General features: G+C 61.0%; 19 protein-coding genes. 14 read left to right on the top strand and 5 right to left on the bottom strand.

Going from position 1 to position 19,573, the window contains the following annotated elements; all coding sequences use genetic code 11:
- Positions 1-8: 8 nt before the first annotated feature.
- Positions 9-1,217 (bottom strand): amino acid aminotransferase, encoded by a 1,209-nt coding sequence (locus GPA25_RS04745; protein ID WP_169259210.1) that lies wholly within the window; start codon positions 1,215-1,217, stop codon positions 9-11.
- 175 nt (positions 1,218-1,392) lie between these two features.
- Between GPA25_RS04745 and uvrB the strand changes: the two genes are divergently transcribed.
- Together uvrB and GPA25_RS04735 are read left to right on the top strand one after the other, a co-directional pair.
- Positions 1,393-3,450: an excinuclease ABC subunit UvrB gene (uvrB, locus tag GPA25_RS04740; RefSeq protein WP_281357687.1), complete on the top strand. Its 2,058-nt coding sequence runs from the start codon at positions 1,393-1,395 to the stop codon at positions 3,448-3,450.
- An 11-nt stretch (positions 3,451-3,461) separates the two neighbouring features.
- On the top strand, positions 3,462-3,929 hold the full coding sequence (locus GPA25_RS04735) for an arsenate reductase/protein-tyrosine-phosphatase family protein (protein WP_169259209.1): 468 nt from the start codon (positions 3,462-3,464) through the stop codon (positions 3,927-3,929).
- Between the two features lie 91 nt (positions 3,930-4,020).
- On the opposite strand, the gene GPA25_RS04730 is transcribed toward GPA25_RS04735, so the two are convergent.
- Positions 4,021-6,939, bottom strand: coding sequence for an Rne/Rng family ribonuclease (locus tag GPA25_RS04730; RefSeq protein WP_169259208.1), 2,919 nt, complete (start codon positions 6,937-6,939; stop codon positions 4,021-4,023).
- 380 nt (positions 6,940-7,319) lie between these two features.
- On the opposite strand from GPA25_RS04730, the gene GPA25_RS04725 reads away from it, so the two are divergent.
- The 3 genes from GPA25_RS04725 to GPA25_RS04715 are packed head-to-tail and all read left to right on the top strand — an operon-like array spanning position 7,320 to position 9,897.
- Positions 7,320-8,279, top strand: coding sequence for an RluA family pseudouridine synthase (locus tag GPA25_RS04725; RefSeq protein ID WP_169259207.1), 960 nt, complete (start codon positions 7,320-7,322; stop codon positions 8,277-8,279).
- Positions 8,272-8,928: an HAD-IA family hydrolase gene (locus GPA25_RS04720; RefSeq protein WP_169259206.1), complete on the top strand. Its 657-nt coding sequence runs from the start codon at positions 8,272-8,274 to the stop codon at positions 8,926-8,928. Before GPA25_RS04725 ends, GPA25_RS04720 begins: the two co-directional genes overlap by 8 nt.
- An 18-nt stretch (positions 8,929-8,946) precedes the next feature.
- Complete coding sequence (locus GPA25_RS04715; RefSeq protein ID WP_169259205.1) at positions 8,947-9,897, top strand: S49 family peptidase; 951 nt, start codon at positions 8,947-8,949, stop codon at positions 9,895-9,897.
- Positions 9,898-9,917: 20 nt separating this feature from the next.
- Here the strand turns inward: GPA25_RS04715 and GPA25_RS04710 are convergent, their stop codons facing one another.
- Both GPA25_RS04710 and GPA25_RS04705 read right to left on the bottom strand, forming a co-directional pair.
- On the bottom strand, positions 9,918-10,637 hold the full coding sequence (locus GPA25_RS04710; protein WP_169259204.1) for an SAM-dependent methyltransferase: 720 nt from the start codon (positions 10,635-10,637) through the stop codon (positions 9,918-9,920).
- Positions 10,634-11,209 (bottom strand): Maf family protein, encoded by a 576-nt coding sequence (locus GPA25_RS04705; RefSeq protein ID WP_169259203.1) that lies wholly within the window; start codon positions 11,207-11,209, stop codon positions 10,634-10,636. Before GPA25_RS04705 ends, GPA25_RS04710 begins: the two co-directional genes overlap by 4 nt.
- 148 nt (positions 11,210-11,357) lie before the next feature.
- Between GPA25_RS04705 and GPA25_RS04700 the strand changes: the two genes are divergently transcribed.
- The 9 genes from GPA25_RS04700 to GPA25_RS04660 all read left to right on the top strand — a co-directional run bounded on the left by GPA25_RS04700 (position 11,358) and on the right by GPA25_RS04660 (position 17,979).
- On the top strand, positions 11,358-11,861 hold the full coding sequence (locus GPA25_RS04700) for a YceD family protein (RefSeq protein WP_169259202.1): 504 nt from the start codon (positions 11,358-11,360) through the stop codon (positions 11,859-11,861).
- A gap of 27 nt (positions 11,862-11,888) precedes the next feature.
- Complete coding sequence (gene rpmF, locus GPA25_RS04695) at positions 11,889-12,068, top strand: 50S ribosomal protein L32 (protein WP_018992335.1); 180 nt, start codon at positions 11,889-11,891, stop codon at positions 12,066-12,068.
- An 85-nt stretch (positions 12,069-12,153) separates the two neighbouring features.
- Positions 12,154-13,167, top strand: a complete 1,014-nt coding sequence (gene plsX, locus GPA25_RS04690) for a phosphate acyltransferase PlsX (protein WP_169259201.1) — start codon at positions 12,154-12,156, stop codon at positions 13,165-13,167.
- Positions 13,164-14,129 (top strand): beta-ketoacyl-ACP synthase III, encoded by a 966-nt coding sequence (locus GPA25_RS04685; protein ID WP_169259200.1) that lies wholly within the window; start codon positions 13,164-13,166, stop codon positions 14,127-14,129. Before plsX ends, GPA25_RS04685 begins: the two co-directional genes overlap by 4 nt.
- A 17-nt stretch (positions 14,130-14,146) precedes the next feature.
- A complete protein-coding gene (fabD, locus tag GPA25_RS04680) occupies positions 14,147-15,076 on the top strand; it encodes an ACP S-malonyltransferase (protein WP_169259199.1) in 930 nt (309 codons plus the stop codon).
- Positions 15,077-15,081: 5 nt separating this feature from the next.
- Positions 15,082-15,831, top strand: a complete 750-nt coding sequence (fabG, locus tag GPA25_RS04675; RefSeq protein WP_169259198.1) for a 3-oxoacyl-ACP reductase FabG — start codon at positions 15,082-15,084, stop codon at positions 15,829-15,831.
- Positions 15,832-15,922: 91 nt separating this feature from the next.
- Positions 15,923-16,162 carry an acyl carrier protein gene (acpP, locus tag GPA25_RS04670; protein WP_169259197.1) on the top strand — a complete coding sequence of 80 codons (240 nt, stop codon included), beginning with the start codon at positions 15,923-15,925 and terminating at the stop codon, positions 16,160-16,162.
- Positions 16,163-16,183: 21 nt separating this feature from the next.
- On the top strand, positions 16,184-17,422 hold the full coding sequence (gene fabF, locus GPA25_RS04665; RefSeq protein WP_169259196.1) for a beta-ketoacyl-ACP synthase II: 1,239 nt from the start codon (positions 16,184-16,186) through the stop codon (positions 17,420-17,422).
- Positions 17,423-17,445: 23 nt separating this feature from the next.
- Positions 17,446-17,979 carry a protein YgfX gene (locus GPA25_RS04660; protein ID WP_169259195.1) on the top strand — a complete coding sequence of 178 codons (534 nt, stop codon included), beginning with the start codon at positions 17,446-17,448 and terminating at the stop codon, positions 17,977-17,979.
- Here the strand turns inward: GPA25_RS04660 and nadB are convergent.
- Positions 17,976-19,559, bottom strand: a complete 1,584-nt coding sequence (nadB, locus tag GPA25_RS04655; protein ID WP_169259258.1) for an L-aspartate oxidase — start codon at positions 19,557-19,559, stop codon at positions 17,976-17,978. The genes GPA25_RS04660 and nadB overlap by 4 nt on opposite strands.
- Between the last annotated feature and the right edge of the window lie 14 nt (positions 19,560-19,573).

Below are 19,573 nucleotides of genomic sequence, written 5' to 3'. Positions count from 1 at the left end.
GGTATTTTTCAGGCCTTCAAGACGCTCGCAATTGCCTTGGCTACATAGCCAATATTGCGCGAATTCAATGCTGCCAGGCAGATACGACCGGTCGACACCGCGTAGATGCCGAACTCGTTCTTGAGCTGTTCAACCTGCGCGACCGACAGTCCAGTGTAGGAGAACATGCCGCGCTGCTGGATGACGAACGAGAAATCCTGGGCAACGCCAGCTGCCTTGAGGTTTTCGACCAGGCCGACGCGCATGGCGCGGATGCGGTCGCGCATGCCGGCCAGTTCGTCTTCCCACATCTGGCGCAGCTCGGCGGAGTTGAGCACTGCAGCGACGACTGCACCGCCATGAATGGGGGGGTTCGAGTAGTTGGTGCGGATCACGCGCTTGACCTGCGACAGCACGCGGCCGGCTTCGTCCTTGTTCGCCGTGACGATTGACAGGGCGCCGACGCGCTCGCCGTAAAGCGAGAAGGATTTGGAGAACGAACTGGAGACGAAGAACTGCAGGCCGCTGGCGCAGAACAGGCGCACGGCGACGGCGTCCGGTTCGATCCCGTCGGCGAAGCCCTGATAGGCCATGTCCAGGAAGGGCACCAGGCTGCGTTCGCGGCACGCCTCGACCACTTCGCCCCATTGGGCTTCAGTCAGGTCGGCACCGGTCGGGTTGTGGCAGCAGGCGTGCAGCACGATGACCGAGCCGGGGGCAAGCTGGTCGAGCTTGGCCTTCATGCCGGTGAAGTTCACCCCGCGGGTGGCGGGATCGTAGTACGGGTAGTTCTCGACCGGGAAGCCCGCGGACTCGAACAGTGCGCGGTGATTTTCCCAGCTCGGGTCGGAAATATAAACGGTTGCGCCAGGAATCAGACGCTTCAGGTAGTCCGCGCCAACCTTCAGCGCACCTGTGCCACCGAGGGCCTGGATGGTAACGACCTGGCCATTGGCGATGAGAGCGGAATCCTTGCCGAACAGCAGGTTCTGCACCGCGTTGTTATAGGCGGCGGCTCCTTCGATCGGCTGGTAGCCGCGCGGCGGCATCGTTTCGAGGCGCGCCTTTTCGGCGTTCTTGACGGCGGCCAGCAGCGGAATCTTGCCGTTGTCGTCGTAATAAACACCGACCCCGAGGTTTACTTTGTCGCCGCGGGTGTCCGCGTTGAAGGCCTCGTTCAGGCCGAGGATCGGGTCACGGGGCGCCATCTCGACGGCGGCGAAGATCGAAGCGGACATGTCAACAACTCCAGGGTTGGGCGGATGCACGGTTGGGGGATGGAGCTGCTATTGCAGTTCTGGTCCATGCTGCCGTGCTTTGGGCCGCATTTTGCGAAATAATGGGCGTCTGGCCGTGATCGTCCCTGTTGTTGCGACGATCTGGCAATGGCGTGAAACAGCCGGAAATTTTAGCATGACGAATTCCACGGACAGCGTTCCGGTGATGACTTTCGAAGGCAGTCCGTTTCGTCTCCACCAGCCGTTTCCTCCGGCGGGTGATCAGCCCACTGCGATCGGTTTGTTGATGGAAGGGATCAGCGACGGGCTGATGTTCCAGACGCTGCTGGGTGTCACCGGGTCCGGCAAGACCTACACGATGGCCAACGTGATCGCCCGTTGCGGCAGACCGGCACTCGTGCTGGCACCGAACAAGACTTTGGCGGCGCAATTGTATGCGGAGTTCCGCGAATTCTTTCCGGAGAACGCGGTTGAGTATTTCGTTTCGTATTACGACTATTACCAGCCGGAAGCCTATGTCCCGTCACGTGACCTGTTCATCGAGAAGGACTCAAGCATCAACGAGCACATCGAACAGATGAGGCTGTCTGCGACCAAGAGCCTGATGGAGCGACGTGATGTCGTGATTGTGGCGACGGTGTCGTGCATCTACGGTATTGGCGACCCGGTCGACTATCACGCGATGATCCTGCATTTGCGCGAAGGCGAACGCATTGCCCACCGTGACCTGGTGCAACGTCTCGTCGCGATGCAGTACACGCGCTCGGACATCGATTTCCGGCGCGGCACGTTCCGTGTGCGTGGTGACGTCATTGACGTATTTCCTGCCGAAAACGCCGAACTGGCCGTGCGCATCGAGATGTTCGATGACGAGATCGAGAATCTAACGTTGTTTGATCCGCTGACTGGCCATTTGAAGCAGAGGCTCATGCGCTTCACGGTGTATCCGTCGAGTCACTACGTGACGCCGCGGGCGACTGTGCTGCAGGCGATCGAGGCGATCAAGGAGGAGTTGCGGCAGCGCACGCGCTCCTTTCATGAAACCGGGAAGCTGGTCGAGGCGCAGCGCATCGAGCAACGTACCCGGTTCGATCTGGAAATGCTCAATGAAATGGGCTTCTGCAAGGGAATCGAGAATTATTCGCGCCACTTGTCCGGGCGAGGTCCTGGTGAGCCACCGCCGACGCTGATCGATTACTTGCCGTCCGACGCGCTGCTGTTCGTGGACGAATCGCATGTGTCGATTCCGCAGGTTGGCGGGATGTACAAGGGTGATCGTTCGCGCAAGGAAAATCTTGTTGACTACGGTTTCCGGCTACCGTCGGCACTGGATAACCGGCCGTTGAAGTTCGAAGAGTTTGAGCGCTTGATGCCGCAGACAATATTCGTCTCGGCGACGCCTTCGACCTACGAGGCGGAGCATCAGGGGCAGGTGGTTGAGCAGGTGGTGCGCCCTACGGGGCTGATCGATCCGGCGGTTGAGGTGCGACCAGCTACGACGCAGGTGGATGATCTGCTGTCGGAGGCCAAGCGCCGGATAGCCGTTGGTGAGCGGGTGCTTGTGACGACTCTGACGAAACGCATGGCGGAGGATCTGACTGATTACCTGGCGGAAAACGGCATTCGGGTGCGCTACCTGCATTCGGATATCGATACGGTCGAGCGTGTCGAAATCATTCGCGACCTGCGCCTGGGGAAGTTCGACGTGCTGGTGGGGATCAACCTGCTTCGCGAGGGCCTGGATATTCCGGAAGTGTCACTGGTGGCGATTCTCGATGCCGACAAGGAGGGGTTCCTGCGATCGGAGCGTTCGCTCATCCAGACTATCGGTCGCGCAGCGCGCCACATCAATGGCCGGGCGATCCTGTACGCTGACGTGATGACGCGTTCGATGCGCGCCGCGATGAGCGAGACCGACCGTCGCCGCGCCAAACAGATTGCCTTCAACCAGGCGCATGGCATTGTGCCCAAAACGGTGACCAAGCGGATCAAGGACATCATCGACGGTGTCTATGCGAGTAACGACGAACGCCTGGGGCATACGGCGACCGAGGCCCGTGTCGAATATTTCTCGATTGACGAGAAGGCGCTTGCGAAGATGATCAAGAAACTGGAAAAGGAAATGCAGGAGCACGCCCGCAACCTTGAGTTTGAAAAGGCCGCGGCTGCACGTGACGAACTGTTCCGTCTGCGGCAGCGTGCGTTCGGCGCAGATCAGCATGGGACATCGTGAGAGGGACAGGCGTGACGAGAGTTCTGTTTGTATGTACGGGAAATATTTGCCGGTCCCCGACGGCTGAAGGGGTTGCCCGGCATGCAATACAGTCAGCGGGGTTGCAGGGGCTGATCGACGTCGATTCGGCGGCCACTCATGGTCATCACATTGGCGAAGCGCCGGACCCTCGCGCACTAAAGGCGGCAGGGAAGCGCGGTTATGATTTGTCGGGATTACGGGCGCGCAAGCTGGAGTCGCGCGATTTTCAGGAGTTCGATCTGCTTCTGGCGATGGATGCCGCTCACTTCGACATCATGTGGCGAGCTTGTCCTGAGGTTTATCGCCCGAAGCTCGGACTGTTCATGCAGTATGCGGACAAATTCGCCGTGGATGAGGTTCCCGACCCATACTACGGTGGGGAGAAAGGTTTCGAAGTGGTGCTCGACTACTGTGAGGATGCCGTCTGCGGTTTGATTGAGGCTGTGACGAAGCGCTGACCTTGCTGGAGCGAAATGCGGCTGAGAAAACAAGAAGGGGCGCTCCACATGGAGCGCCCCTTCTTCGCATGACGGGTTCTTGCCGGTCCGCTTAGCTCGACTTGTGGGTTTCTACCTGCTGGAGCGGTTCATCAACGATCGCCGGCGCCGGGCGCGGACGGCGTCCGAGCGGCTTCGTTGAGGCCTCTTGAGGTGCGCCGCTTGTGAAGGCTTGCACCTTATCGTGACTCGTTTCGATCATCACCAGTCCACTTTCGGTCAGCACCGCCCCCAGATCAATGGGCGCGGATGGTGCGCGCGAGGGCACCTCGGAGATATCGGCTACGCTCGCAACGGCAATTTCCTCAGCGGGTGCGGCTGCCTCCGTTGCGATCGTCGGCGGCTGGACAAGTTCGCTCGTGACAATTTGCGGCGACTCGGTCTCCGGTGAGGTGATGGTTTCCGCAGGCGCCGACTCGGGTTCCGCGCTGACTGCGGCCTGTACCTCGACGGTCTCGACGACGAAACCTTCAGTCACGACCGGCTTCACGATTGTCGATTCGACCGGTTCGCGGACAGTAGGTTGCGCCAGCACCGGCATCGGCATCGGGGCTTCCTCGATCCCAGTCGGCACCGCTTCCGCGGCGCTTGCGACCACTGGCATCGGCGCCGCGGTTTCCGCAGCAGCAGGCAACTCGATGGCGCTATCGACAACTGACGCAACCTGCATCGGTTCAGCTTGCTCGGCAGTTTCTGTATTGCCAGGCGCTGCGGTTACCACGAGTTCGTCCCCGGCGCCTGCGACGATGCCGCTCTGCTCTTCGCTGCCGCGACGGTCGCGACGGCCGCGGCTACGGCGGCGGCGCTTCTCGGGGGTTCCCTCTTCTGCGTTAGGTGCCGGAGCCGCAGTGGAGTCGATAGTGACAGCATTTGTTGCCACTGCGGTTTCAACTGCTTCCAGTTCCGGCGCGATTTCGAGGTTTTCCGGTGCTTTTTGCGGATTGCGCGGACCGCGTCCCTGACGATTGCGACCCGAGCCTTCACTACGCTCGCTGCGCTCGGCCTTGTCGCGTTCGACAGCTTCCGGCCGTTCCGTGCGCTCCGTGCGCTCCGGCCGTTCAGTCCGCTCCGGGCGCTCGCCACGCTCATTGCGGCCGCCGCTGCGAGGCGCCTGTGCTGACTCTTCGCGTTCCGGTCGGTCGCTGCGTTGGCCGTCGCGGCGATTGCGATTGTTTCCGCGGCGGTTGTCACCGCGTTCGCCGCGCGGGCGAGCTTCGCGTTTCTGCGCGGTTTCAGCAGCAGGTTGTGGGCTTGCGACAGGCTTTTCACCGCGCAGCCAGGCAAACAGGCGCTCAATCAGGCCGACCTTCGGGGCAGAAGTTGCTGACGCGGACTCAGCCTTGGGTTCAACAACCGGGGCAGGCTGTCCGGGCGCGATGCCCTTGACCACCGCTTCGGCACGCGCCGGCTTCTTGTCGTCCTTGGAGGGCAGGCGCAGGTCGACTTCAACGGGCTTGCCAACCATCTGATAGCTCGCGAGGCCCAATTCTTCCTGGTTGAGTTGGTCGTGCCGCAGGCGGATGATTTCGTGGTGCGGCGTTTCGAGGTGCCGATTCGGGATGATGACCATCTGAATCTTGTGACGCACCTCAATATGCGCGATGTCAACGCGCTTCTCGTTGAGCAGGAAGGTGGCGACATCCACCGGAACCTGCAGGTGCACCGCGCCAGTGTTTTCCTTCATCGCTTCCTCTTCGAGGATGCGCAGGATGTGCAGTGCCGACGACTCGGTGCTACGGATATGGCCCGTGCCGTTGCAGCGCGGGCAGGGAATGTAGCTGGTTTCCGCGAGTGCCGGACGCAAGCGTTGGCGCGACAGTTCGAGCAGGCCAAAACGGCTGATTTTGCCGGTCTGCACGCGTGCGCGGTCGTGGCGCAGCGCGTCGCGCAGCCGGTTTTCGACCTCGCGCTGATTTTTCTGCGACTCCATGTCGATGAAGTCGATCACAATCAGGCCGCCAAGATCGCGCAGGCGCAACTGACGGGCGATTTCTTCGGCGGCTTCGAGATTGGTGCGGAACGCGGTTTCCTCGATATCCGCACCCTTGGTGGAACGTCCCGAGTTGACGTCGACCGATACCAGCGCCTCCGTATGGTCGATCACGACCGCACCGCCGCTTGGCAGGCTGACCTGGCGCGAGTACGCGGATTCGATTTGATGTTCGATCTGGAAACGGGAGAAAAGCGGTACGTCATCGCTGTAGCGCTTCACACGATTGACGTTGGCCGGCATGACATGGGCCATGAACTGGCGTGCCTGGTCGTACACGTCGTCGGTGTCGATCAGGATCTCGCCGATGTCGGGCTGAAAGTAATCGCGGATCGCGCGGATTACCAGGCTGCCTTCCTGGTAGATCAGGAAGGCCCCTGACTGCGACTGCGCAGCACCGTCAATGGCTCGCCACAGCTGCAGAAGGTAGTTGAGATCCCACTGGAGCTCCTCGGCATTGCGGCCGATTGCGGCGGTGCGGGCGATCAGGCTCATGCCGGCGGGGACTTCGAGCTGATCCATCACCTCGCGCAACTCGCTGCGTTCGTCGCCCTCGACACGGCGCGAAACGCCACCGCCGCGCGGGTTGTTCGGCATCAGGACGAGGTAACGCCCGGCTAGGGAAATATACGTCGTGAGCGCCGCACCCTTGTTGCCGCGTTCGTCCTTTTCAACCTGGACGATGAGTTCCTGGCCTTCCTTCAGTGCGTCCTGGATGCGCGCCTTGCCGGCGTCGACGCCAGGGGCGAAGTAGGAGCGGGAAATCTCCTTGAATGGCAGGAAACCGTGCCGCTCGGAGCCGTAGTCGACGAACGCCGCTTCGAGGCTCGGCTCGATGCGCGTGATCACGGCTTTGTAGATATTGCTCTTGCGTTGTTCCTTGGCGGCCGATTCGATATCGAGGTCGATCAGTTTCTGACCGTCCACGATCGCGACGCGAAGTTCTTCCGCCTGCGTCGCATTGAAAAGCATGCGCTTCATTAGTGTCGTTCCCCCGCGCGAAACCCACGGGCAGGACGAACGGCGCGCACCATCGCGCTTGTTACGAGATCAGGAGCGGGTAGTTAGGCCTACTTTTTTCCGGTCGGTAATGGGCATTGATGGGTCGGCTGGTCGAATTTCATGCATTCCCGCCATGGGCCGGAACGCTTGATCCTGCGTGTGCGTTACGCGTCTAAATTCAATCAAATGGATCGAAGTTTGTCGATTGCGTTACCATCGGTACCTTTTTTGGCAACGACAGCACGTTTTGGTTGTCCGGGAGCTCTTCTGGGCTCATTGTCGTCCGTCCTCCTCCGCATCAGTGCGCGAGGGGGCGCCGACCGAAAACCGGGTCCAACCGGCGGCAAGTATATTTCAGGATGATGGCGCAAGGCAAAGCGATTGCGGTGCGGCGCGAGCGGGCGGACGATTCTGTTGCCGGTCAGCGCATTGATAACTACCTCATGCGGGTGTGCAAAGGGGTGCCGAAGAGCCACGTCTATCGCATCCTGCGCAGCGGTGAGGTGCGCGTGAATGGCGGGCGTGTCGGGCCGACATACCGGCTCGTGGAAGGCGACGAGATTCGCATTCCGCCGGTGCGGGTTGCCGCGCCAACGGCGACCGCTGCCGCGCCCGCCGGCAAGCCGCTGCCGGTGGTGTACGAGGACGACGCCCTGATCGTGATCGACAAGCCCTCGGGTAAGGCGGTCCATGGTGGGAGTGGTGTGAGCTTCGGTGTCATCGAGCAGTTGCGCAGCCAGCGTCCGGAGGCGCGCCTGCTGGAACTTGCGCACCGGATCGACCGCGAAACCTCGGGATTGCTCATCATCGCGAAAAAGCGGTCTGCGCTCACTGCGCTACACGACATGATGCGCGAGGGGCGGATCGAGAAGCGCTATCTGACACTGGTGCCCGGACGCTGGGCCAATCCGCTGCAGCACGTAAAGGAGCCGCTGTTCAAGTACCTGACGCCGGAAGGTGAGCGGCGTGTACGTGTAAGCAGCGACGGCAAGGTTGCGCACAGCGTCGTACGCCTGGTGCGACGCTGGCAACGTTTCAGTCTGCTGGAGGTGGAACTGAAGACCGGTCGCACGCATCAGATTCGTGTTCATCTCGCGCATCTCGGATTCCCGTTGTGTGGCGACGACAAGTACGGCAATTTTCCGCACAACAAGGCGTTGGAGCAGGAGGGGCTGAAAAGGATGTTCTTGCATGCGGCGCACCTGTCCTTCGTGCACCCGCTAACGGGCGAGTCAATCGTGCTGCAGTCGCAATTGCCTGACGAACTTCAATCCTTCATTGACCATCTGGATGCCACCGAGCCGCGCAAACATGGCTGATCGCTACGACCTGATTGTTTTTGACTGGGATGGCACGCTGATGGATTCAGCGGCTGCGATCGTAAATGCGATCATCGCGGCATCGCGCGACCTGAACCTGCCGGCGCCGCCGGAATCCCGCGCTAGGCACGTGATCGGTCTCGGCTTGAGTGATGCACTGCGCCATGCGGTGCCGGAACTGCCGGAGCACGACTATCCGAAGATGGTCGAGCGCTACCGCCATCATTACCTGTCAAAGGACCACGAACTGACCCTGTTCCCGGGTGTGTACGAGATGATCGAGGAGCTCGCCGCAGCCGGTCGCATGCTGGCCGTCGCAACCGGGAAGAGTCGCCTTGGGCTCAATCGTGCCCTCGAGCATAGTGGGCTCACCGGATTTTTTCATAGCACGCGCTGTGCGGACGAGTGTTTTTCGAAACCGCATCCGGAGATGCTCGAAGAAATCATGTGTGAGCTGGGTGTCGCGCCCGATCGCACCTTGATGGTCGGAGATACGACACACGATCTGCAGATGGCCCGGAATGCAGGTGTTGACGCCCTCGCGGTGGCTTTCGGGGCTCATCCGCGTGCGGTGCTGGAAAGCGAGCCTTCAGTCGGTGTCATCGCGATACCGGCTGATCTCGTCGTTTGGTTGCGGGAAAACGCCTGAGGGGCTTGGGACGGAATCATGGAAAGCGGTAAACGTGAAGAAAATTGGGAGCGTAGCGTGCTGGAGCGTCTGGCGTTCGAGTCGCTGGCTGAGCAAAGGCGCCGTCGGCGCTGGGGTATTTTTTTCAAACTGCTCGGGTTTGCGTATCTGAGCTTCCTGATTTACCTGGCCGGCGATTGGTCCGATCCATCGGAAAAACTTTCGGACGGAAAGGGCTACGCGGCGATGGTGTCGATCGACGGGGTCATCGAGGCGGGGGGCGAAGCAGGCGCGGAGCAGGTGATTGCGTCATTGCAGAGTGCGTTCGCCGACCGCTCCGCACGGGGTGTCGTGCTGCGCGTGAATAGCCCGGGGGGGAGTCCGGTGCAGGCCGGCATGATCAACGACGAAGTTGCCCGCTTGCGCCTCAAGCGCCCGGACTTGAAGGTGGTTGCGGTGATCGAGGATGTCTGTGCGTCCGGGGGGTACTACGTTGCGGTAGCAGCTGACAACATCTATGTCGACAAGGCAAGTCTGGTGGGGTCCATCGGCGTGTTGATGGACAGCTTCGGCTTTGTAGGCACGATGGAAAAACTCGGTGTGGAGCGCCGTCTGCTGTCTGCGGGGGAAAGCAAGGGATTTCTTGACCCGTTTTCGCCGCAACGTCCCGATCACCTTGCGCACGCACGTGGCCTGCTGGGCGAGATCCACCAGCAGTTCATCGAGGTCGTCCGCAAGGGGCGCGGGGCTCGCCTCAAGGAGGTGCCGGAAATGTTCTCCGGACTTGTGTGGACCGGGGAGCGCAGCATTGCGTTGGGACTGGCCGACGACTATGGCACCGTCGAGTCGGTGGCGCGCGACGTATTCCAGGTGGAGGAGGTTCGCGATTTTACGCACCGGCGTAACCTCGCGGAGCGATTTGCGCAACGCTTTGGTGCCGACGTTGCGGAAAGCATGATGGGTGCGCTAGCGCGCATCAGTCTGCGCTGATCCGGTCGGTTTTTATCGGATCAGGTAGCCAGGATCAGGAACAGCGCGGGCCGCCTGCCAAGTTCGGGTTTCGATGTGTTATGCCACTCGGCGACGGATCGGCTGTGAATCCATTCGTCGCCGGTTGTCAGGTCGCGTGCGACGCATAACCTGGTCGCGGGGCGACAGACAGCGAGCAGAGCCTCGTAGAGGCGCTCGTTGCGGTAAGGGGTTTCGATGAAAATCTGCGTTCGCCGCAGGCGTCGCGATTCATCTTCCAGTTGCCGGATGCGCGCGTCGCGCTCGGTATCGTTTACGGGCAGATAACCATTGAAGGCGAAACTCTGTCCGTTGAGGCCGGATGCCATCAACGCCAGCAAAATCGACGACGGTCCGACCAAGGGGTGTACAGGCACTCCCAGTGCATGGGCGCGTGCGACGAGTCTTGCCCCCGGGTCTGCGACCGCCGGGCAGCCGGCTTCCGACATCAGTCCGATATTGTCTCCCGCCAGGGCGGGCGCCAGTAACGCGTCGAGCGCGGGGGCGTTGTCTTGCTCTGGCAGAACGCGGATATCAATTTCGCGCAGCGGGGTTGGGTGCTCGAGTCGCTTGAGTTCGGCGCGTGCGGTCTTTGCGTTTTCCACGACGAAGTGCCGGATGGTGGCAGCAATCCGCTGCACCTCGCGCGGAAGAAAGTGCGACCAAGGCGTATCGCCGAGACTCACGGGTACCAGGAACAGCGTTCCGGGCGTCGGCGTCATGGTAGTTGCAGTCCTTCCGCACGGAGCATGCGGGACAGCGCGATGAGCGGCAGTCCGATCAGTGCGGTGGGGTCGTCTCCGGACAGGGAGTCGAGCAGGGTGATGCCTAGCCCTTCGGATTTGGCGCTGCCCGCACAATCCAGCGGCTGCTCCTTGTTCACGTAGCGCGCGATTTCCTCGTCGCTCAGGTCACGGAATTTTACGCGTGTGGGAACGCTCTCGCTCTGTACGACTCCGCTGCGCGTATTGAGCACTGCGAGTGCCGTATGAAATATCACCGTTTGTCCGCTCATGCGGCGAAGCTGCGCGATGGCGCGTTCGCTTGTGCCCGGTTTGCCGAAAATTTCGTTTCCCATGTGTGCCACCTGATCGCTGCCAATGATCAGTGCCTCGGGGAACTTCACCGCAACGGCGCGGGCTTTTTCGATTGCAAGCCGATTCGCTGTGGCGGGGGGCGCTTCGTCCGACAACGGGGTTTCGTCGATCTGCGGGCTGGCTGTCTCGAAGGATAGCTGGAAGCGTTCGAGCAGCATGCGCCGGTAGCTTGAGGTGGAGGCGAGAACAAGTTTCATGCGTGTCAGTGGTTATGTCTTTCGTATGTGGGAGTCGCTTCGACCTGTCGGCGCCAGAGCTCAAGACGCACCCCGCAGTGCAAATCCTTGAAAACAGGGCTTTCAGTGCTTTGACAGGGTCAGCCGAAAATAATATCATGCGCCCCTTATGCCGCAACGAAGCGTTATTCCAGATCCGTTCAAGTTCGCTGCCGAAGGCCGCAGTTTGTCGGGAAAAATTGCCCTGGCTGACATGCCGCGTCTGATGGACGCCTTGCAGGAACAATCCGGCGAGGTGTTCTTCAGTCTGCGTGGTGAGCAGGGTATCGATCGCAAGGCGCGCCTGAGGCTTGCTATTTCTGGTGTGCTCGGAACGCGCTGTCAGCGTTGTCTCGGGTCGATGGAATGGCCGCTGCAGATTGATGCGCTGTTCGAGCTGGTTCGCCCCGGGCAGCCAATTCCCGAAGAAGAGCTGGAGGAAGACGCGTTCGATGCGATCGAGGCGACGCCGGATATGGATGTGCTGGCGCTGGTCGAGGACGAAATCGTGCTTGCGGTGCCCATCGCACCGCGGCATGGCAGTTGTGATGCGCCGCACCCCGAAGGCGGGGCCGCAGAGGAATCGCCTTTTGCGGCGCTTGTGAAGTTACGCAGGACTGACAGCGCGGATTAGCCGCGATATTTGTATTAGGAGTTTTTCATGGCCGTTCAGCAGAACAAAAAGTCCCCCTCCAAGCGTGGCATGCATCGTGCGCACGATTTTCTGACCAACCCGCCGCTCGCCGTCGAGGCGACCACTGGTGAGGTTCATCTGCGTCATCACATCAGCCCGAGCGGTGTCTATCGTGGCAAGAAAGTCGTCAAGACCAAGGGCGAGTAAGTCCTGCCTCTGAAGACGGCGCGGCGCCTCGTGCGTCTGCGCCGTTTTTTCTTTCCCAACTTTGTCTGAGCTACGCGAGAGCCCGATGGGTGTCACCGTTGCGATAGATTGCATGGGTGGCGATCATGGTCCGTCAGTGACGGTGCCAGCCGCGCAAGCTTTCTTGAAAAACCATCCCGAAGCTAAGGTCATCCTTGTCGGTAAGCCGGATGCGCTCGAGCAGGCGGTCGCCGCGATCGGAAACCGTTTTGGTGATCGTTTGTCCGTGCAGGCCGCGTCCGAGGTGGTGGAGATGGACGATCCGCCCGCCATTGCGATGCGGAGCAAGAAGGACTCGTCGATGCGTGTCGCCATCGATCTCGTCAAGGCCGGCAAGGCGCAGGCCGCTGTGTCGGCGGGTAATACCGGGGCGCTGATGGCGATCTCCCGATTTGTCCTTAAAACGCTGGAAGGTATTGACCGGCCGGCGATTGCCACCATTCTGCCGACCCGTAAAGGCCAAGTGTATGTACTCGACCTCGGTGCGAATGTCGACTGCTCGCCGGAGCACTTGCTTCAGTTTGGCATCATGGGCGCGATGCTGGTGTCTGCGGTCGAGCACGTCGAGCGCCCCTCGGTCGGTTTGCTGAATATCGGCGAAGAAGCGATCAAGGGCAACGAGGTGGTCAAGCGCGCAGGCGAATTGCTCAAGACCAGCGGTTTGAATTTTTACGGTAACGTGGAAGGCGACGACATTTACAGGGGCACGACGGATGTTGTCGTGTGTGATGGGTTCGTCGGTAACGTCGCCTTGAAATCTTCCGAAGGGTTGGCGCAGATGCTTGCAGCGTTCCTTCGGGAAGAGTTCAGTCGCAACCTGCTTACGAAGATCATGGCGGTGATCGCAATGCCCGCACTCAAGCGGTTCAAGCATCGCGTCGATCATCGTCGCTACAACGGTGCCGCCCTGCTTGGCTTGCGCGGCGTTGTGGTGAAGAGTCATGGTTCTGCCGATGCGTTTGCCTTCGAGCAAGCCATTCATCGCGCCGCCGAGGCCGCGTCGAATCGCCTCATCGAACGTATTTCTGAACGCATGACGGCAATGGGGGTCGCAGCATGATTTATGCACGGATTGCCGGCACTGGCAGTTTCCTGCCGGGTGAACCGGTGAGCAACGACGATCTCGTTGCGCGCGGGATCGATACCTCGGACCAATGGATCGTCGAGCGTACCGGGATCCGCAGCCGGCATCTCGCGTCGGCTGACATGTCGGCAAGCGATCTCGCCCATGCGGCAAGTCTCCGCGCGCTCGATGCGGCGGGCGTTGCCCCCGACGATATCGACCTGATCATTGTTGCGACGTCCACGCCGGATTGCATCTTTCCGAGCACCGCGGCACTGCTGCAGTCAAAGCTGGGTATCCGCAATGGCGCGGCCGCATTCGACGTGCAGGCGGTGTGTTCCGGATTCGTCTATGGTCTGACCATCGCCGAAAAATTCATCCGGTCCGGCAGTCACAAACGCGCATTGGTGGTCGGGGCGGAGGTGTTTTCTCGCATTCTTGACTGGTCCGATCGCGGCACTTGCGTGCTGTTTGGCGATGGCGCCGGCGCCGTGGTGCTTGAAGCTGCCGAGACGCCGGGCGTGCTCGCGAGTGCCCTGCATGCGGACGGAAGTCATCACCCGATTCTTTGTGTGCCGGGCGGTGTCGCCGCCGGACAGATCGTCGGGGATCCGTTCCTGCGCATGGATGGGCAGGCCGTGTTCAAATTTGCGGTAAAGGTGCTCGGTGACGTCGCGCTGGAAGTCCTTGACCAGGCGGGTATGTCCGTTGAAGCAGTCGACTGGCTGATTCCCCATCAGGCGAACGTGCGCATCATTCAAGCGACCGCCAAGCGTCTGGGTGTGCCAATGGAAAAGGTGATTGCCACAGTCGATCGCCACGGCAATACCTCGGCTGCGTCGATTCCCCTGGCGCTCGACCTGGCAGTGCGCGATGGCCGCATTCGTGCGGGACAGCGACTCATCGTCGAAGGCGTGGGCGGTGGTTTCACTTGGGGCGCAGTGTTGCTCCAATTCTGATACAGGATAGGTAAACGATGGCTTTTGCTCTGGTTTTCCCGGGACAGGGGTCCCAGTCCGTCGGCATGATGTCGGGCTATGGCGAGCGTGCCGAAATCCGCGACACTTTTGCCGAAGCATCGGACGCGCTGGGCGAGGATCTGTGGCAGATGGTCAATGAAGGGCCGGCCGAGCGTCTCGCGTTGACGGTCAATACGCAGCCCCTGATGCTGACCGCAGGTGTTGCGGCGTACCGCGCGTGGCTTGCCGCCGGTGGTCCGAAGCCGCAACTGGTTGCGGGTCACAGTCTCGGAGAGTACTCGGCGCTGGTCGCCGCGGAGGCGTTGAGCTTTGGCGACGCCGTTCCGCTGGTGCGCTTTCGGGCGCAGGCAATGCAGGAAGCGGTCCCGGCCGGCGAGGGTGGCATGGCGGCGCTTCTGGGGCTGGAGGTCGATGCAGTTCGCGAGGCTTGTGCCGAGGCCGCACAGGGCGAAGTCGTCGAGGCGGCTAACCTCAATGCGCCGGGACAAATCGTGATCGCCGGAGCCAAGGCAGCCGTCGAACGGGCCATCGAAGCAGCGAAAGCTCGCGGTGCCAAGCGCGCAATGCTGCTGCCGGTCAGTGCGCCATTTCATTGTGCGCTGATGAAGCCGGCGGCCGAGCGCTTGGCTGAACGTCTGGCGACGATCCGGATCGGGCGGCCTGCAATCTCGGTGCTCAATAATGCCGATGTTGCGACTTATGATGATCCCGCGCAGATACGTGATGCACTGGTGCGGCAGGCGTTCTCGCCGGTCCGCTGGATCGAGCTGGTGCAGGAAATGGCGCGACGCGGTATGGGGCACATTTTTGAATGCGGACCGGGCAAGGTGCTGGCAGGCATGACCAAGCGCATTGCTGGTGAGGTCCAGGGCGGCTCGATTCACGACGCCGCAAGTCTCGAACAGTCGATTGCGGCGCTGAGGTAAGTACGATGAGTTTTTCGCTTGAAGGGCAGGTGGCCCTGGTTACCGGAGCGTCTCGCGGGATTGGGCGTGCGGTGGCCCTCGAACTGGGGCGTCTCGGCGCCACTGTTGTCGGAACGGCGACCTCCGAATCCGGTGCAGCCGATATCGGAAAAGGTTTGCAGGAAGCCGGTATCAAGGGGTGCGGCCTGGCACTCAACGTGACTGATGCGGCTGCATGCGAGGCAGCGATCGGGGAGATCGAGAAGCGCTTCGGCGCGGTCGGTATTCTCGTCAATAATGCAGGCATCACCCGCGATAACCTCGCGATGCGAATGAAGGATGAGGAATGGGATTCGGTCATCGATACCAATCTCAAGTCCGTGTTCCGCATGTCGCGCCTCGTCATGCGGGGCATGATGAAGGCGCGTGGGGGTCGCATCATCAACATCACTTCGGTTGTCGGTAGTGCCGGCAATCCGGGTCAGGCAAATTACGCGGCGGCCAAGGCCGGCGTGGCCGGCATGAGCCGCGCGCTGGCGCGTGAGCTGGGAAGCCGCAACATCACCGTCAATTGCGTGGCCCCCGGATTCATCGACACCGACATGACGCGAGCCCTGCCTGAAGCCGCGCGCGACGCGCTGCTCGGCAATATTGCGCTGGGGCGTCTTGGTCGTCCGGAAGAAATCGCCGGGGCGGTCGCCTTTCTTGCTTCACCCGCTGCTGCTTACGTTACGGGTACGACCCTGCACGTGAACGGCGGCATGTACATGTCGTGATTGCCGGCAGCGATAGCGGTTGCCATCCTTTTTGGTAGAATACGCCGGCTTTTTTTTACATATCTGGATCACTCAGGGAAGGAGTTAGTTCATGGAGAACATCGAACAGCGCGTCAAGAAAATTGTCGCCGAGCAACTTGGTGTGAACGAGTCGGAGATCAAGATCGAGTCTTCGTTCGTCGACGATCTGGGCGCGGATTCGCTGGATACCGTGGAACTGGTCATGGCGCTCGAAGAAGAGTTCGAGTGCGAGATCCCGGACGAAGAAGCCGAGAAAATCACCACGGTTCAGCAGGCGATTGACTACGTCACCGCCCATCTGAAGAAGTAAACCTGATCACCGGAGCGAACATTGACCCGTCGCAGAGTCGTCATTACCGGTCTGGGCATCATTTCCCCGGTCGGGAATACCGTTCCGGAGGCCTGGGACAATATTGTCAACGGCCGCTCCGGTATTGGTGAGATCACGCGTTTCGATACCTCTAACTTTCCGGTGAAGATCGCCGGCGAAGTGAAGGGTTTCGATATTGACGCGTACCTGTCGCCGAAGGAAGCACGCCGCATGGATGTCTTCATCCATTACGGCATGGCAGCAGGCATCCAGGCGTTCAAGGATTGCGGACTCGAAGTTACCGAGTCGAACGCCGAACGCATCGGCGTGAATATCGGATCGGGTATCGGCGGTCTGCCGATGATCGAATCGACTCATGACGATTACTTGAAGGGTGGGCCGCGCAAGATTTCCCCCTTCTTCATTCCGGGCACGATCATCAACATGATCGCCGGAAACCTGTCGATCATGTTCGGCCTCAAGGGGCCGTGTCTGGCGATGGTTACCGCATGCACCACCGCCACCCACTGTATCGGCGAGGCTGCGCGCCTCATCCAGTATGGCGATGTGGATGTAATGGTCGCAGGTGGCGCCGAGTCGACCGTGACACCGCTTGCAGTAGGCGGTTTCGCTTCGGCCCGCGCGTTGTCGACGCGCAACGACGATCCGGCGACGGCCAGCCGTCCCTGGGACAAGGGTCGCGACGGTTTCGTGCTCGGTGAAGGCGCGGGCGTGATGGTGCTCGAGGAGTACGAGCATGCCAAGGCTCGCGGCGCGCGGATCTATGCGGAGGTGGTCGGTTACGGCATGAGCGCCGATGCCTATCATATGACTGCACCGTGCGAGGATGGCAGTGGCGCGGCGCGTTGCATGACGAATGCGATGCGCGATGCCGGCATGTCGCTCGACGAAGTCGATTACATCAATGCTCATGGCACGTCGACGCCGCTGGGTGATCTGGCTGAGACGACTGCCGTCAAGCGCTGTTTCGGCGATCGTGCGAAGTCGATAGCGGTGAACTCGACGAAGTCGATGACAGGGCACCTGCTCGGTGCCGCGGGTGGCGTCGAGGCAGTGTTCACGACACTCGCGCTGCATCACCAGATCGCTCCGCCGACGATCAACATCTTCGAGCAGGACGAGCAGTGCGACCTCGATTACGTGGCCAACAAGGCACGTCCGATGGAAATTCGTGCGGCACTGTCGAATTCCTTCGGGTTCGGCGGTACCAACGGGACGCTCGCGTTCCGGCGGATCTGAGCTCGCGCGGGTGCGCAATAACGATGCGTTACCCGCTTGAAATTGAAATCCAGCCGTCGAGGTTGGCGCTGGGTTTGAACGCCGCGATTCATTTGATCGCGGCGTTCGCGTTTGTGCGTTCCGCGGTCCATCCGCTGATCGTTTTTTTCGTGCTGGCGGTACTAGGCGTGTCCTTCCGCACGGCAATGCGGGCGGAGATCGGTACGAAAGGTCGCATCCTGGTGCTGGACGACAACGGCGAACTTCGCATCATGGAACATCGCCGCGTCGTGTATGCGTTGCCCGAAGCGACGTGCGTCGATTTTGGGTGGGCTGTATGGATACATTGGCGAGGCGCCCGCGTCGCCCGGCCGCGACGACGCACAATGCGTGGCGCGATGATGCTCCTGCCCGACAATCTGCCCGCAGACAGCTGGCGTGGTCTGCGTATCTGGCTGCGGCACAAGGCAACCATGCAAGTTGGTGGCAGTGACGCTCGATCCGAAGATGCGATGCCGTCCGAGCGTCTGGCGGGCCGCGATGAGGCCACGTCCGTGCAGGCCGGAATGCCCCGCTAGATCTTCGGTGGTCGGAGAACCGTATTGCGAGCTTTCGGTAAGGTCTCTGGAAAGTCGCGCGAAAAGTGCAGGCCTCGACTTTCCTTGCGACGCAGCGCACAACGCACGATCAAATCCGCTGTGGTCACCAGATTCCGCAATTCGATCAGGTCATTGCTGACGCGAAAGTTCGAGTAGAACTCGTCGATTTCGCGAGCCAGCAGACGGATGCGGTGTTGGGCGCGCTGCAGGCGCTTGTTGGTACGCACGATACCGACATAGTCCCACATGAAGCGTCGCAGTTCGGCCCAGTTATGCGAAATCACCACTTCTTCGTCGGCGTCGGTGACGCGGCTTTCGTCCCAGTCGGGGAGGCGAGGCAGGCTGCGACGTGCTTGAGACAGGATGTCCTTTGCTGCGGCTTCGCCGAATACCAGACACTCGAGAAGCGAGTTACTGGCCAGTCGGTTGGCGCCGTGAAGACCCGTGCAGGCTGATTCGCCGACCGAATAGAGCCCGCTGAGGTCGGTACGCGCTGCCAAGTCGGTAACAATGCCGCCACAGGTGTAATGTGCAGCCGGGACAACCGGAATGCCTTCACGTGTGATGTCGATGCCAAGTTCCAGGCAACGGGCATGGATGTTCGGGAAGTGTCCGCGCAACCAGTCGGCTGGTTTGTGGCTGATGTCGAGGAAGACGCAGTCCAGACCGTGTTTCTTCATTTCGAAATCGATCGCGCGTGCCACGACGTCACGCGGCGCCAGTTCTGCACGCGGGTCGTGTTCGGGCATGAAGCGGGTGCCGTCAGGCAGCTTGAGGAGCCCGCCCTCGCCGCGCACTGCCTCTGAAATGAGAAAGGATTTTGCTTGGGGGTGGTAGAGGCACGTCGGGTGAAACTGGATGAATTCCAGGTTCGCGACGCGGCAGCCTGCGCGCCAGGCCATTGCAATTCCATCTCCGGTCGCTACGCCCGGGTTTGTTGTGTACAGGTAGACCTTGCCTGCGCCGCCGGTGGCCAGCACCGTGTTGCGTGCGCCGATTGTGACCACGCGGTCGTTGGTGATATCGAGGACATAGGCTCCCAGACAGCCCTCGCCAGGCAGCCCGATTTTTTCGCCCAGCACAAGATCGACCGCGATGTGGTTCTCGAGTATGTCGATGTTCGGGTGTTTGCTGACCTGTTCGCTCAGCGTCGCCTGAACGGCGGCGCCGGTGGCGTCGGCGGCGTGAATGATGCGCCGGTGCGAATGGCCGCCCTCGCGCGTGAGGTGGTAGCCGATCGTCGATTCATCTTCGCGTGTAAACGGAACGCCGCGCCCGATCAGCCACTCGATGGCGGCTTTGCCGTGTTCGACCACGAAACGTGTGGCTTGTGGATCGCACAGGCCAGCTCCCGCGGTGAACGTGTCCTGGATGTGGGCGGCGATGCTGTCCGATGTGTCGAGTACCGCGGCGATTCCGCCTTGCGCCCATGCGCTTGCGCTATCGGAGAGCAAGCGTTTCGTGACGACCGCAACGCGAAGATGATCTGCCAGTCGCAGCGCCAGCGACTGGCCAGCCGTGCCACTGCCGAGAATGAGTACGTCGTATTGTTTTGACAAGATCGTGAAAGGCA

Origin of the sequence: Aromatoleum diolicum (genome assembly GCF_012910955.1) — a bacterium.
Taxonomy (GTDB): Bacteria; Pseudomonadota; Gammaproteobacteria; order Burkholderiales; family Rhodocyclaceae; genus Aromatoleum; species Aromatoleum diolicum.
Note: the sequence above shows the minus strand (reverse complement) of the source record. Positions and strands in the feature narration are given on the sequence as shown.

Excerpts from the sequence above, each read along its gene's own strand:
- acpP (WP_169259197.1), top strand. The coding sequence starts at position 15,923 with ATGGAGAACATCGAACAGCGCGTCAAGAAAATTGTCGCCGAGCAACTT.
- GPA25_RS04660 (WP_169259195.1), top strand. The coding sequence starts at position 17,446 with ATGCGTTACCCGCTTGAAATTGAAATCCAGCCGTCGAGGTTGGCGCTG.
- rpmF (WP_018992335.1), top strand. The coding sequence starts at position 11,889 with ATGGCCGTTCAGCAGAACAAAAAGTCCCCCTCCAAGCGTGGCATGCAT.
- GPA25_RS04720 (WP_169259206.1), top strand. The coding sequence starts at position 8,272 with ATGGCTGATCGCTACGACCTGATTGTTTTTGACTGGGATGGCACGCTG.
- fabD (WP_169259199.1), top strand. The coding sequence starts at position 14,147 with ATGGCTTTTGCTCTGGTTTTCCCGGGACAGGGGTCCCAGTCCGTCGGC.
- GPA25_RS04745 (WP_169259210.1), bottom strand. The coding sequence starts at position 1,217 with ATGTCCGCTTCGATCTTCGCCGCCGTCGAGATGGCGCCCCGTGACCCG.
- fabG (WP_169259198.1), top strand. The coding sequence starts at position 15,082 with ATGAGTTTTTCGCTTGAAGGGCAGGTGGCCCTGGTTACCGGAGCGTCT.
- GPA25_RS04730 (WP_169259208.1), bottom strand. The coding sequence starts at position 6,939 with ATGAAGCGCATGCTTTTCAATGCGACGCAGGCGGAAGAACTTCGCGTC.
- uvrB (WP_281357687.1), top strand. The coding sequence starts at position 1,393 with ATGACGAATTCCACGGACAGCGTTCCGGTGATGACTTTCGAAGGCAGT.
- GPA25_RS04705 (WP_169259203.1), bottom strand. The coding sequence starts at position 11,209 with ATGAAACTTGTTCTCGCCTCCACCTCAAGCTACCGGCGCATGCTGCTC.
- GPA25_RS04725 (WP_169259207.1), top strand. The coding sequence starts at position 7,320 with ATGATGGCGCAAGGCAAAGCGATTGCGGTGCGGCGCGAGCGGGCGGAC.
- GPA25_RS04715 (WP_169259205.1), top strand. The coding sequence starts at position 8,947 with ATGGAAAGCGGTAAACGTGAAGAAAATTGGGAGCGTAGCGTGCTGGAG.
- GPA25_RS04710 (WP_169259204.1), bottom strand. The coding sequence starts at position 10,637 with ATGACGCCGACGCCCGGAACGCTGTTCCTGGTACCCGTGAGTCTCGGC.
- GPA25_RS04685 (WP_169259200.1), top strand. The coding sequence starts at position 13,164 with ATGATTTATGCACGGATTGCCGGCACTGGCAGTTTCCTGCCGGGTGAA.
- GPA25_RS04700 (WP_169259202.1), top strand. The coding sequence starts at position 11,358 with ATGCCGCAACGAAGCGTTATTCCAGATCCGTTCAAGTTCGCTGCCGAA.
- plsX (WP_169259201.1), top strand. The coding sequence starts at position 12,154 with ATGGGTGTCACCGTTGCGATAGATTGCATGGGTGGCGATCATGGTCCG.